The sequence below is a fragment of the Aliiroseovarius sp. ABM4_368 genome (assembly GCF_056161205.1).
The window spans coordinates 793,018-806,344 of sequence record NZ_JBSWYR010000001.1; the positions used below are offsets into that span (position 1 = coordinate 793,018).

Genomic DNA, 13,327 nt, shown 5'->3' on the forward strand with positions numbered 1-13,327 from the left:
CCGAAGGCCACCCTTTGGGGTGGTCTTCACTGTTTTGGGTTAAAGGGCTGTGTATTCCGCGGCCTGCCTGTCGGTCCAGGTCACGGTGATCTTCCAACCGGTCTCGCCCGGCTCCTCTGTTTCCACGATGCCCTTGTCAAACAGCCACGCCCGCTTGCGCCCGTCCGAGAACGCCAAATCCAGCGTGACGGTTTTGCGCGGAGCATCCAGTGCACGGTCGATGGCTGCGATCAGATCGTCAAAGCCTTCGCCGGTGATGGCGGAAAGGGTCAGGATATCGTCCTGACGCGCAGCCTCGCGTCGGCGGGCGTCGGCGTCTTCTTCGTCCAACAGATCCAGTTTGTTCCAAACCTCAAGCTGAGGCGTTTCCTCGTCAACACCCAGTTCGGCCATGATGGTGACTACGTCCTGCGCCAGCTCATCCGTGCCTTCATGGCTGATGTCGCGCACATGCAGGATCAGATCGGCGGCCAGAACTTCTTCTAACGTGGCGCGGAACGCGGCAACTAGCTGTGTCGGCAAATCCGAGATGAAGCCCACCGTATCCGACAAGATTACCTTGCGGCCACCACCCTGACCGGGCGTCTTGCCCAAGGCGGGAAGCTCGATCTGGCGCATGGTTGGGTCGAGCGTGGCGAAAAGCATGTCTTTCGCCAGAACCTTTGCCCCCGTCATCCGGTTAAACAACGTCGATTTACCCGCGTTGGTATAGCCCACCAACGCGACAATAGGGAACGGAACCTTAGCACGCGCTGCGCGATGCAGTTCGCGGGTTTTCACAACCTTTTCCAGCTGCTTACGCAGACGGTTCATGTGGTCGTCAATGGCGCGGCGGTCAGCCTCGATCTGGGTTTCACCGGGGCCGCCCACAAACCCAAGCCCACCACGCTGGCGTTCAAGATGGGTCCAGGCCCGCACAAGCCGGGTGCGCTGGTAAGACAGCGCGGCCATTTCAACCTGCAACACACCTTCTCGGGTGCGCGCGCGGTCGGAAAAGATCTCCAAAATCAGGCCCGTCCGGTCCAAGATTTTGACGCCCCATTCCTTTTCAAGATTTCGTTGCTGCACCGGGCTGACGGGACCATCGATCAACACCAGATCAACCTCGGCCGCTTTCAGGCTGTGGCTAAGATCGTCCAGTTTACCCTTGGAAAAAAGCTTCCCCGGATGTGGATCGCGCAGGCGCACGATATCCGCCCCCGCAACTTCCAAATGCGGGAGCGCCGCCGCCAAGGACACGGCTTCTTCCAACGCGGGACCAGCGGTCCGGCGGTTGGGATCTGAGGTCAGTTCGGGGTGAAGGACCCAAGCTCGGGTGGCCTTCTCCTCGCGTTCAATAAGGTCTGTCAGCTTTCTTCGCCGTCATAAAGATTGATCGGTTGGCCCGGCATGATGGTCGAGATCGCATGCTTATACACAAGCTGCGACTGACCATCGCGACGCAGAAGGACGCAGAAATTGTCGAACCAGGAAATCACACCCTGAAGTTTCACGCCATTGATCAGAAAGATCGTCACCGGAACTTTTGATTTGCGCACATGATTCAGGAATGCGTCTTGTAGGTTTTGCTTATCGGCAGCCATCGTTTTTTGCCTTTTTTGTCTCGTGCTGCCGGAATCCGGCAGGAATTTCACCTGAAAGCCACTATGGCTTGCTCTTTTGGCGGTTTCCACCCCCAATTTGCGTGGGTTCAGTTCGGGTATGGCATGTAAACAACAGCCCAAACAGATTGGTTCTGTTGCAAATTCTTCAACGGCGCCAGATATCTGGGCTGAGAAGCGCGATGATTGCCAGCGTTTCCAGACGCCCAAGGATCATTGCACCGGAAAGAACCAGTTTGGCTGGGACATTCAGGTCAACAATGGACAAAGGTTCCACGGCGACGACATCGACCATTGGGCCGGTAGTGGTCAGGCTGGCGATGGTCAGGATCATCGCGCTTTCGAAATCCTGCCCAGTCAGAGCGAACAGCGCCATAATCAACGCAACCGACAGTGTCATCAACATGAAGAACACCCATGCCATATAGGCCCCGCGCCCGCGTAGGTGGCGCGCCTCGGTCCCTGCCCCGCCGATCGAGTTCGGATGAACCAGCTTCTCCATCTCGCGCAGCCCATGCAGATAGAGCGCATAGACGCGCATCAGCTTGGCCCCCCCTGCGGTGGTTGCAACGCCGCCCCCGATCAGGGCCAGCCCCATCAACAACAGGCCGGGTGTTTCAAGGCCGGACCAGTTGCGACTTGCCTCCCACGCTTGGCTTTCAAAACCGGCGGTGGTCAGGAAGGACAGAACAGTGAAAAAAGAGCCCCAAAGCGATGTCAGACCTGCGACCATGTTCAGTTCCTCGTCGACCTCATATGCGCCAACCCAGTGGCGTAAGAACAGAAAGGCAGTCAGGGACAGGATAATCACCAAAGCCAGCCGGATTTCAGGGTCGCGCCATAGCGACGGAACATCGCTGTGCTGCATGTCACTGGCAAAGGTCTGTCGCGAGATTGCGAAGGCCAGAAAGGCAGCGATCATCACCTCGCCTCCGAAGCCTGCAACGCCGCCGGACAAGCCTCCGACCGGAGAGATCCCGCTGGTCGCCAAAGTCGACATAGCATGGCAAAAGCCCACAAAAGGCGTTTCCCCGGCGATGACCAACCCAATCCAAAGGGCTGCGGTCAACCCGGTATAGATCGGCAACAACCGCACGCCATAGGTGCGGATCCGATCAGAAAAATCAGCAACCCGCGTGATCTGGCTGTGCCCCGCCCCAAGCCGCGTGTCCAGCGCCGACCCGCGAGCACCAAAGCGCGTGCGAACCTCGAACCCGCCAAGGGCCATCGGGGCCAGAATGGCAATCGCGCCGACCCAGATATAGAAACCACCCATCCAGCCGACCAGTGCCCGCCAAAGATGCAGGGATTTCGGAAGGCGGTCAGCATCAGGAAACAGCGTCATCCCGGTGGTCGTCAGGGCCGAGACCATCTCGACATAGGCATTCAGGAAGGTCGTGGTGCGCAGCGCCTGATGAAATGGCACCGCCAGCATGACCGGCAGCAGCACAAACAGCCCCAGAAGCGCCATGAGGTGACGCCGGTGACGCGTCGATCGGGGCCGGTCTGCCATGGCAATCGCCAGAAAGAAGGTCAGAAACCCAAACAGCAACGCACCATATAGGAACACGCGGCCCTGATAGTACTCCGCCACCGTCCACGCAAAACCTGCGGGCAGGAGCATCGACAACACGCTGATCCCCATCAGGATCACGAGCAGCGGCAATTTGGTGATCTGGGTCAGCATGCGCGCGCCTTAGAAAAAGTCGATCGTGACCTGCAACAAGCGCTCGACCTCGGGCACGTCGGCAGCCATACAAAAGAGTACCACCACGTCACCTTCGTCAATGCGGGTCTTGCCCGTGGGTTTGACCACGGTTTCGCCTTTCAATACCGCCCCGACCAGCACGCCTTCTGGGAAATCCACATCCCGGATCGCTTTGCCTGCAATGGGCGATGTCGACAGAACCTGTGCCTCGATCAACTCGGCCTCGGCGTCGCCAAGCGAATAAACTTCGCGCACCTTGCCGTGACGAATGTGCCGCAAGATCGAGCTGACGGTCTGTGTACGCGGGTTGATGTATGCGTCGATATTCAAGGGCTCCATTAGGCCTACAAGCGACGGGTCATTGACCAACGCGATGGACATGGCACAGCCTTCCGCTTTGGCCCGAACCGAGGACAGAAGGTTCACCTTGTCATCATCCGTCACAGCCAAAATGGCGTCTGCGCGTGGAACCCCGGCTTCTTTCAAAAGCTCGCGATTCATCCCGTCGCCGTGCAGAACCACCGTGCGTTCCAGCGTGTCTGCTGCATGTTCGGCCACATCGCGGTTCAGCTCGATCACCTTGGCGCGGATGCGGTCGGTTCGGGTCTCAAGCTCGCGCGCAACGGCAAGGCCGACATTGCCGCCCCCAAGGATCACCACACGTTCTTGCCGCTTGGAAGTTTTGCCAAACACCTCAAGCGTGCGGTTCACATCCTCGCTTCGGGTCACGACGTAAATCTGATCGCCCGCAAACAGCTGGTCGCCCGGTTCGGGGGCAAACAACCCCTTTTCGCGGCGCACGCCCACCACAATGGCGCTGAGGGTGGAAAACAGGTCAGTCAGCTGTCGCAATGGGGTGTTCAGGACTGGACAGTCCTCGCCCAATTGCACGCCCAAAAGCTGCACTTTTCCGCCCAAAAAGCTTTCAATATCAAAGGCCGAGGGCGCTTGAATGCGTTTCAACACCGCCTCGGCAACCTCGCGTTCGGGGCTGATAACCACGTCAATCGGCAAGTGATCACGGCGATAAAGGTCAGAATAGATCGCATCCAGATAACTTTGCGACCTGAGACGCGCAATTTTGCGCGGAATTGAAAAGACCGAATGCGCCACCTGACAGGTGACCATATTCACTTCGTCCGAATATGTGGCCGCGATGATCATATCCGCGTCGCGCGCATTGGCGCGGTCCAGAATATCCGGGTGCGAGGCATGGCCCGCGATCCCCTGAACATCCAGCGTATCCGTCGCCCGCGCCACCAATTCAGGGTTGTTGTCGACAACGGTCACATCGTTCTTTTCGCCTGAAAGATGGCGGGCGATTTGCCAGCCCACCTGTCCTGCACCGCAAATGATAACCTTCATCCGGCTCTCCTTGGAACGCGATCCCGTGATTTGTCAGGAACCGCTTCGACCGCATGTGACATGCGCAATCCTGCCCGAAGGGATGGCAGATGGGCGCGGCAGGGTCAATGGCCTGCCCCGCGACGCACATAACCTAGGCTCACGCCTCGGCTTCTTCTTCCTCTTCCCCTGCAACGTAAGCCATCCGCGCGCCCGCCTTGGATCCGGTTACGACGCCCAAGGATTTCAGCTTTCGGTGAAGTGCAGACCGCTCCATCCCGACGAAGTTCGCAGTGCGCGAAATATTGCCCCCGAACCGGTTGATCTGCGTCAGCAGGTATTCCCGTTCAAATGCCTCGCGCGCCTCGCGCAAGGGCATCATTGCAAGCGCGCCGGAGACGACCACGGCCTGATCGGCAGTATCTTCGGCGGCAGCCTCTTGCCCCGGCAGTTCAGCCGCGGTTATGGGATCAGTGCCGTCACCAAGGATCAACACCCGTTCAACCACGTTTTTCAGCTGCCGCACATTGCCCGGCCACTGCATAGTTTGCAGCATCGCCTGCGCATCCTCGGCCAGCGCACGCAGGGGCAAGCCCTGCTCGGAATTGAACATCGAAATGAAATGCGAGGCCAGTTCAGGAATATCCTCGCGCCGTTCATCCAAGGGCGGCACGGCAATCGGCACCACGTTTAGACGGTGATAAAGCTCTTCTCGGAAGCTGCCCGCCGCAATTTCAGCCTGAAGATCCCGGCTGGTCGATGAAATCACCCGCAAATCGACCGAGATCTTGTCGCCCCCGCCTACCCGCTGGAACCGTTGATCCACCAGCACGCGCAGGATCTTGGATTGGGTGCCGATGGGCATGTCCGCCACTTCGTCGAAATAGATGACACCGCCATTTGCCTCTTCCAACAGCCCAGGCTCGACGCCACGATCGTCACTTTCGCGTCCAAATAAAACCTCTTCCATCCGGTCCGCTTCAATCGAGGCCGAGTTGACCACCACCAGGGGCGATGACGCCCGGTCGGAATTGGCATGAATGAAGCGTGCCGCCAGCTCTTTCCCGACACCCGAGGGGCCGGTCAGCATCACACGACCATTGGACTTCGTTACCTTTTCAAGGTTAGATTTCAAGGCCTTGAAAGCCGAACTTTGTCCAACCATCTCGGATGGAAGGCTGTCACGGCGTTTCAGCTCCGTGTTCTCGCGACGCAGACGGCTGGTTTCCATCGCCCTTGTGATCACAACCATCAGCTGGTCGATATTAAAGGGCTTTTCGATGAAATCATACGCCCCCTGCTTGATCGCCGCGACGGCAATTTCGATATTGCCATGCCCTGAAATGATCACCACCGGCACTTCGGGATGTTCGCGTTTGACCATTTTCAGGATATCGATCCCGTCCATCGCGCTGTCTTTCAGCCAGATATCCAAGATCATCAAGGCTGGAAGCTGATCTTTGACCTGTGCGACCGCCTCGTCCGAGGTGCCGGCCAATCGGGTCGTAAAGCCTTCATCCTCTAGAATATCAGAGATGAGTTCACGGATGTCCCGTTCGTCATCAACAATCAGAATATCGCTCATGTCGCTGCTCCTGTCACTGCGGCTTTGGCGTTGCGTTCTACGCTGCTCATCGGCAGGAAGATGCGTGCCATGGCGCCAAAATGAGCGCCGCCTTTCTTGAGTTCACTTTCAAAAACGGGCGCATCTTCCAGCGTCAGACGCCCGCCATGTTCTTCGATGATTTTCTTAACGATGGGCAGGCCCAATCCGGTGCCCTTTTCCCGTGTCGTTACATAGGGTTCGAACAGACGCGCGCGGTCTTCGGGCAAGCCGATGCCGTTATCTGCAATCGTGATGCTGACGCCCCCATCTGCCTCGGCCATGGTCACATGGATCTCGGGTGTGTGCCCAACAGGTTTTCCATTTTCATACAAAGTTTCAATGGCTTCACCTGCGTTCTTAATAAGGTTAGTTAAGGCCTGACCAATCATGGTCTGGTCAATCTCGATCAAGACTGGATGGTCCACGATCTGCGCCTCAAACCGCACGTCCTCTTGCCCGGTTTTCTGCAACAACAAAATGTCCTGCAACAATTTGGTCAGATCGGTCTCGCGCCGCTCGGGCTCGGGCATCCGCGCGAATTTCGAGAACTCATCCACGATCCGGCGCAAGTCGTTGGTCTGGCGCACAATCACGTCTGTATATTGCTCAAGCGCCTCGACATCCACGCCGTCCACGCGCGAAAATTTGCGCTTGATCCGTTCGGCTGACAGTTGGATCGGAGTCAGCGGGTTCTTAATCTCATGTGCGATGCGGCGCGCCACGTCGCCCCAAGCGGCCATCCGCTGGGCCGAGACCAGATCGGTTACGTCATCAAACGCAATCACATAGCCTTCAAGCCCGCCTTCATCGTTTCGCCGCGTCGCAATCCTCACTAGAAGGTTTTCCTGTTTGCCGTTCCGAGTCAGGCGCATCTCTCGCTGCGCACTGGGCTGGCCCTGCGCAACCGCATCCAAAAGCGGTTGGAATTCAGGCACGACCAAGGACAGCTCGTGCTCGTGGTCATTTTCGTCCTGCACATCTAGCAGCAGTTCGGCAGCGCGGTTCAAGAAAGTCACCTGCCCGTCCGCATTCAGACCAATAAGCCCGCCCGTCACGGAACTAAGCACGCTGTCAAACAGACGCCGACGACGCTCGATCTGCTCAGTGTTTTCAAGCAAACGATCCCGTTGCCCCTTCAGGCGTCCAGTCATCTGGTTGAAATACCGCCCCAGCATCGAGATCTCGTCATCGCCCTCTTCCTCGATCACGCGCACGTCCAGATCGCCAGCCCCGACGCGCTGCGCCGCACTGGCCAGACGGCCCACAGGGCGCGACAATCGTTCGGCAAACCACATCCCCATCCAGATCGCAGCGAGGATCAGGATGGCGGCAAATCCCAGATAAATAAGGCCAAACTGGAACAGACGCTGGCCGCGTTGCGATTCCAGCTGGGTATAGACCCGAGCGGCCTCTTGCGTTTCGTCCACCAGATCAAGGATGTCGCCATTTACGTCGCGGGTCAGCAGAATGTAGTGATCAGTGAAATCCTTCAATCGGATCAACACGCGAAATTCGTTGATGGCCCAATCCTCGATCACCACAATCTCGCCCGCTTGAGCTTGGGCAAACTGCTCGGGCGTGGGCTGTTCATAGTCAAACAGATAAGACCGCGTGCCGCGCACCCGGATCGAGCCGTCGCCCGAGATCACATAAGCCTCGCGCAGTCCACGCTGAATACGTTCTTGAGCCTGTTTCAGAAGTTGCCCCAATTCGGCATCGGTTAGCAAAAGCTGAGATTGCCGTTGCAACTCGAAAAACGCCGCGATTGCCCGGGCGTCTTGCACCAGCCCATCCCGGCTTTCTTGTTGATAAGCTTCGGCCGCCGCGCGCGAGTTTCCGACAACTGTGCGCACCCGGTCCGAAAACCAACCTTCGAGCCCCATATTCAGTGTCAACATCGCGAAGATCGCGACAAGGATTGTAGGGCTAAGCGCAATCACCGCAAAAACGCCCGTCAGGCGAATATGCAATCGTGATCCCGCACTTTCCTTGCGGCGTGCGACAATCATACGGCTGACGCCCGACAGAACGAAACCCGCCACCAAGATCACATAGATGATGTCTGCCAGAATGATCGCCCGAAGCGCCTGACTGTCCGCCCCTTGGGCAAACGGACCAAGCGCAAGGAAGGTGGTCACCACCAAAATCGGCGCGAACACGATCATTGCAAATGCGCCGTAGGAACTGTACTTGCGCCAACGACGCAAGGACAAATAACGCTCGTAATTCGACTTCCGCACCGCGCGCTGCGCCACTGTGCTCGCCCCTATAAAAACTCCGCCTGCCGCCTCTTGCAGACAGTTACCGCCAATGCGACTCGGATCTTGTGCCCGAATGTCACTCTTGTTGCTCTTTTACATCAACTTGCGCCGGCGTGTCACCTCGATTCCCAGTTCGGTAATCTTTTTGCGCAAAGTATTGCGGTTGATGCCAAGCAAATCAGCACATCTAGCCTGATTTCCGCCCGTCGCGTCCAGCGCGATTTCGATCAACGGAAGCTCCATTTCCTGCAAAATCCGTTGATACAGCCCGGTTGGAGGCAACGCGCCGCCGTGAAGATCGAAATATCTCTGCAAATGCTGAGCGATCGTGTCGGCCAGACGGGTGCCGGCAACGTCTTGCCCATTGACACTTGCGCCAGGGGTGAAGTTGCTGGGCGGCGCGCCCGGCGCACCCAGGGCGGCTTCGATCTCGGCGGGGTTGATTGTGTCATCCACACCCGTCACCGCAAGACGGCTGATCAGGTTCTCAAGCTCGCGCACATTTCCCGGCCAGGAATAGGCGCGCAGCACCGCCGCCGCGTCATCGGGCAGCCTGCGTTTGGACAGCCCATCTTGCGCCGCGCGGGTCAGGAAATGCTCGGCCAATCCGACGATATCCTCGATCCGGTCGCGCAATGGCGGCACCGGGATTACGATCCCTGCCAAGCGATAATAAAGGTCAGAGCGGAACGTCCCATTGGCCGCTGCACTGCCCAGATCGCCCTGAGAAATGGACAAGATGCGCGTGTTGTTTTCGGCCACCGCGTCTAAAACGCGTGCCAAACGCCCTTGAGCGGCGTCATCCAGATCCTGAATCCCGTCAAACAAGATCACCCCGTCACGCGCACGTGACAGCAGGGATTGCACCGCGTCAGGACGGCTTAGATCGTCGGGCGAGGCAATGACAAACGGCGCATTGCCGCGATCCGAGAAATCATGCAAAGCCCGCGCAATCAACGACTTACCCACACCGCTTTCACCGGTGATCAAGACCGGCAGGTCGACGTTCAGAACCCGCGCGACAACGCGGTAAAGTTCTTGCATCGCCGGGCTGTGCCCCACCAAAGGCAGGTCGTCCACATCACGTCCCGTGCGCACCTGTGGCCGCTCGGGTTCGACCGGGCGGACACGTTTGCGTTCCAACGCGCGGGCGGTGCGCTTCATCAACTCCGGCAGATCGAACGGCTTGGGCAGATAGTCAAACGCGTCCGCCTCGGCTGCCTGAATGGCAGTCATGATGGTGTTTTGCGCCGAAATCACGATCACCGGCAGGTTTGGCCGCATCTTAAGGATGCGCGGCAGAGCCTCCAGCCCATTGCCATCCGGCATCACCACGTCCGAGATCACAACATCTCCGCGACCCTCTTCCACCCACTTCATTAGGGTCTGCATCGAGCCCGTCGCATGAACCCGACAACCAGCGCGCGTCAGCGCCTGCGTCAAAACCGTGCGGATCGTGCGATCGTCATCAGCGACCAGAACTGTGCCATCCATGGGGTGTCTCCTTACGGGCTAGTATTCGGGTTAGAGGTTGATTTTGCGAGCGGGAGGCTGATGCGAAATGCCGTGCGCCCGGGCTGGCTGTTAACTGAAATCAGCGCGCCGTGATCCGTGATAATCTTGGACACCAGCGCCAGCCCGAGGCCGGTGCCGTTTTCACGCCCCGACACGAATGGATCAAAGATGCTGTCAGCGATATCGGGCGGAATGCCGGGCCCATTGTCGATGATCTCAACTTGTATTGGCAGATGTGCCTGATCCCCGTTTGGAAGGGGCACGCGCAGACCGCTGTCATAGAAGGTCTTCATCGTGATTTTACCAATATTCTCGGCGACTTCCGAAGCGTTCTTAATCAAATTTAAGAACACCTGTTGGATCTGGTCTGCATCGACAAACACATCCGGCAGGGACGGATCATAAAGCTTGTCAAACTCCATGCCCGAGGCATAGCCCAATTGCGCGCTTGCACAGGCACGGTCCAACAAGTCGTGGATGTTGGTGGGCTGGCGCTCGGGTGGACGCAAGTCTCCGAACCGCTCGACCTGATCCAACAGAGCGACAACGCGGCGGGTTTCGGCCACGATCAGGTCGGTCATCTCTTGATCTTCCGGTGACAAAGACATGGACAAAAGCTGCGCTGCGCCAGCAATCCCGGCCAGTGGGTTCTTGATCTCGTGCGCCAACATTTCGGCCATGCCGATGGCCTGACGCGCGGCGGATTTTGTCCCTTGCACCTGCCCCAGCGTGTCCGACCCGTTGCGAGGTTGCAGGACCACGATATAGCCACCGGACACGTCCGCGTCTTCGGGAACAGGGGCGATGTTCAGGTTGACCTCGCGCTTGGTTCCATCGGTCAAGTGCAGCGTGACGCCGTCCACGTAAAGCCCGTTTTCGCTTTGATGTACGCGTGTCAGCAGGTCATCAAAATCAAGCGATAGACCAAGCGTCACATTGGGGTGCCGGCCAATCAAGCGGCGTTCGGACATGTTCAGGTACGTCTCGGCTGCCCCATTGGCGCGCAGCACAAGGCCCTGCCCGTCGACCAAAAGCCCCGGCACAGGCAAAACAGACCAGATGCGATCATCGCGGGTCATGCTGCCATCCTTTCAGGGTTCAGGGCGTGGGGAAGAAGATCAACGACTTGTTCAGGATCGCGCGACGATAGGATTTGGCGGCGCAGATCCGGGTCGGTTTGTGCGCCATCCATATACCAGCCAAGGTGCTTGCGAATGACGCGTGCACCCAGGTCGGAGCCATAGAATTCAAGACTGGCGCAATAGTGGTCGACCACCAGTTGCGCCAGATCCTCGCCGGTGGGGATCTCGGGCGCGGGACCGCCATAAAGGTCATGCGCGACCTGAGCCAGCAACCAAGGTCGCCCGCCAGCGCCACGTCCGATCATCACGCCATCTGCGCCGCTTTGATCAAGCGCTTGTCGCGCGGTTGCACTGTCTACGATGTCTCCGTTTGCGATGACGGGGATCGTCACGGCATCCTTCACCGGACGGATCGCCGCCCAATTGGCCGTTCCTTTGTAGAATTGACAGCGGGTGCGCCCATGAATGGTGATCAGTTGAATGCCTGCGTCCTCGGCCAGTCGGGCCAATTTGGGCGCGTTCAGGCTGTTTTCATCCCAACCCAACCGGGTTTTCAGCGTGACGGGAATACTGACTGCGCCCACGATTGCTTCGATCAAGCGAGCCGCATGATCCAAGTCGCGCATAAGGGCAGATCCAGACATGCCTCCGACGACCTTACGCGCCGGGCAGCCCATATTAATGTCGATCAAACGCGCGCCGTTCTGTTCGACCATACGCGCGGCCTCTCCTGCCCAATAGACATCCCGTGCCGCCAGTTGGACAGAGGTCTTATCCAGCCCAAATCCCAGCTCGGCCCGCTCGCGAACGCCGGGCTTGGCTTGCACCATTTCCTGACTTGCGACCATTTCAGACACGACAAGACCCGCCCCGAACGAGGCGACCAGATTGCGAAACGGCAAATCGGTAATCCCGGCCATGGGGGCCAGAATCACGGGCGCTTCCAGTTGAAGAGGTCCGATGGAAAGGGACATGCTTATTCCTTGTGCACTGCGGAGAGATTGGGCTGACTTGCGGAAATATATCAATAATTCGCACGGGATTCGAGCGCTGGATTTATTTTCCGCATAATTTTTGTGCAGTTATTGACCGCCAGACTGCCCTGTTGTCCTTCCTCTAAGCACAGCCTAAACATCATTAAAGCAACCCGGCCACCAGATCGGAGCATGATATGACCCCCACGTCCGCAAAGCTGATCGCCACCTTCTTTTACTCCGGCCTTCTGCGCCCGGCCCCCGGCACATGGGGCAGTCTAGCCGCCCTGCCCGCTGCGTGGCTTTTGCATATGATCGGCGGCCCTGTTGCCCTGACCGGAGCGACCATACTGGCGTATCTGATCGGCGTGAAGGCGACCGAAGCTTATACAGCGGGCAAATCCGATCACGATCCGTCCGAGGTTGTGATTGACGAGGTTGTTGGCATGTGGATCGCCCTTTTCCCGGTCTCGTTTGGCGCGCGGATGATGGGCGCGGACATTCTGGCGCTCTATCCCGGTTGGATCGTGGCTTTTCTGGCCTTCCGTCTGTTTGACATCACCAAATGGGGCCCAATTGGCAAAGCCGACCGGCGCGGAGACGCCACGGGCGTTATGATGGATGACGTCTGGGCGGGCGTTGCTGCTGCGATTGTGGTGGTCGTTCTGGCCTATGCCGCGCACGGGGTGATGGCATGAGCGACGCTGCCACCCTTCTGGACCTTTGCCGCGCGCATGGCTTGAAGCTGGCCACGGCAGAAAGCTGCACCGGCGGAATGGTCGGCGCGTGGCTGACCGAAGTTCCCGGCAGCTCGGACGTGGTAGACCGCGGGTTCATCACCTACTCCAATGCCGCAAAGCAGGACATGTTGCGGGTCAAGGCGGCCAGTCTGGACGCATTCGGCGCTGTATCAGAACAAGTGGCCCGCGAAATGGCGGCTGGCGCGCTGGCCCGATCACAGGCCAACATCGCCGTTTCGATCACCGGGATCGCTGGTCCCGGCGGATCAGACCACAAGCCCGAGGGCCGCGTTTGCTTTGGACTGGCCTATGGCAACATTGTCCATGTGGAAACACAAGAATTAGGCGCATTGGGCCGTGACAAGGTGCGCGAAGCAGCCGCCCAACATGCGCTCGACCTGCTTAGACAAGGGGCAGTTGCGGTATCGAAACAGGTCTAGCACGTTCGAGTATCGCGCAATCTCTGCGCATGGCGCCCGATTTTCCGCTGATAATT

General features: G+C 58.4%; 11 protein-coding genes. 2 read left to right on the forward strand and 9 right to left on the reverse strand.

Annotated features, from left to right (window positions below; genetic code table 11):
- Positions 1–39: 39 nt before the first annotated feature.
- From hflX to dusB, 9 genes are all read right to left on the reverse strand, one after another.
- Complete coding sequence (hflX, locus tag ACXAH3_RS03990; RefSeq protein WP_474861150.1) at positions 40–1,338, reverse strand: GTPase HflX; 1,299 nt, start codon at positions 1,336–1,338, stop codon at positions 40–42.
- Between the two features lie 8 nt (positions 1,339–1,346).
- Entirely contained in the window at positions 1,347–1,583 is a 237-nt protein-coding gene (hfq, locus tag ACXAH3_RS03995) for an RNA chaperone Hfq (protein WP_133488330.1), read from the reverse strand.
- 166 nt (positions 1,584–1,749) lie between these two features.
- Positions 1,750–3,288, reverse strand: coding sequence for a TrkH family potassium uptake protein (locus tag ACXAH3_RS04000; protein ID WP_474860770.1), 1,539 nt, complete (start codon positions 3,286–3,288; stop codon positions 1,750–1,752).
- A 9-nt stretch (positions 3,289–3,297) separates the two neighbouring features.
- A complete protein-coding gene (trkA, locus tag ACXAH3_RS04005) occupies positions 3,298–4,674 on the reverse strand; it encodes a Trk system potassium transporter TrkA (protein ID WP_474860771.1) in 1,377 nt (458 codons plus the stop codon).
- Between the two features lie 139 nt (positions 4,675–4,813).
- Positions 4,814–6,238, reverse strand: coding sequence for a nitrogen assimilation response regulator NtrX (ntrX, locus tag ACXAH3_RS04010; protein ID WP_474860772.1), 1,425 nt, complete (start codon positions 6,236–6,238; stop codon positions 4,814–4,816).
- Positions 6,235–8,499: a sensor histidine kinase NtrY-like gene (locus ACXAH3_RS04015; protein WP_474861151.1), complete on the reverse strand. Its 2,265-nt coding sequence runs from the start codon at positions 8,497–8,499 to the stop codon at positions 6,235–6,237. Before ACXAH3_RS04015 ends, ntrX begins: the two co-directional genes overlap by 4 nt.
- A 114-nt stretch (positions 8,500–8,613) precedes the next feature.
- Positions 8,614–10,014 (reverse strand): response regulator, encoded by a 1,401-nt coding sequence (locus tag ACXAH3_RS04020; protein WP_474860773.1) that lies wholly within the window; start codon positions 10,012–10,014, stop codon positions 8,614–8,616.
- Between the two features lie 11 nt (positions 10,015–10,025).
- Positions 10,026–11,114: a two-component system sensor histidine kinase NtrB gene (locus ACXAH3_RS04025; RefSeq protein ID WP_474860774.1), complete on the reverse strand. Its 1,089-nt coding sequence runs from the start codon at positions 11,112–11,114 to the stop codon at positions 10,026–10,028.
- On the reverse strand, positions 11,111–12,091 hold the full coding sequence (gene dusB, locus ACXAH3_RS04030) for a tRNA dihydrouridine synthase DusB (RefSeq protein ID WP_474860775.1): 981 nt from the start codon (positions 12,089–12,091) through the stop codon (positions 11,111–11,113). Before dusB ends, ACXAH3_RS04025 begins: the two co-directional genes overlap by 4 nt.
- Positions 12,092–12,288: 197 nt before the next feature.
- On the opposite strand from dusB, the gene ACXAH3_RS04035 reads away from it, so the two are divergent.
- Positions 12,289–12,789: a phosphatidylglycerophosphatase A family protein gene (locus ACXAH3_RS04035; protein ID WP_474860776.1), complete on the forward strand. Its 501-nt coding sequence runs from the start codon at positions 12,289–12,291 to the stop codon at positions 12,787–12,789.
- Entirely contained in the window at positions 12,786–13,271 is a 486-nt protein-coding gene (locus ACXAH3_RS04040; protein WP_474860777.1) for a CinA family protein, read from the forward strand. The genes ACXAH3_RS04035 and ACXAH3_RS04040 overlap by 4 nt, the downstream gene beginning before the upstream one ends.
- The last annotated feature ends 56 nt before the right edge of the window (positions 13,272–13,327 follow it).

Bases quoted from the DNA above. Each gene is read 5' to 3' on its own strand.
- ACXAH3_RS04035 (WP_474860776.1), top strand. From the start codon at position 12,289: ATGACCCCCACGTCCGCAAAGCTGATCGCCACCTTCTTTTACTCCGGC.
- ntrX (WP_474860772.1), bottom strand. From the start codon at position 6,238: ATGAGCGATATTCTGATTGTTGATGACGAACGGGACATCCGTGAACTC.
- ACXAH3_RS04000 (WP_474860770.1), bottom strand. From the start codon at position 3,288: ATGCTGACCCAGATCACCAAATTGCCGCTGCTCGTGATCCTGATGGGG.
- dusB (WP_474860775.1), bottom strand. From the start codon at position 12,091: ATGTCCCTTTCCATCGGACCTCTTCAACTGGAAGCGCCCGTGATTCTG.
- trkA (WP_474860771.1), bottom strand. From the start codon at position 4,674: ATGAAGGTTATCATTTGCGGTGCAGGACAGGTGGGCTGGCAAATCGCC.
- ACXAH3_RS04025 (WP_474860774.1), bottom strand. From the start codon at position 11,114: ATGACCCGCGATGATCGCATCTGGTCTGTTTTGCCTGTGCCGGGGCTT.
- ACXAH3_RS04020 (WP_474860773.1), bottom strand. From the start codon at position 10,014: ATGGATGGCACAGTTCTGGTCGCTGATGACGATCGCACGATCCGCACG.
- hfq (WP_133488330.1), bottom strand. From the start codon at position 1,583: ATGGCTGCCGATAAGCAAAACCTACAAGACGCATTCCTGAATCATGTG.
- ACXAH3_RS04040 (WP_474860777.1), top strand. From the start codon at position 12,786: ATGAGCGACGCTGCCACCCTTCTGGACCTTTGCCGCGCGCATGGCTTG.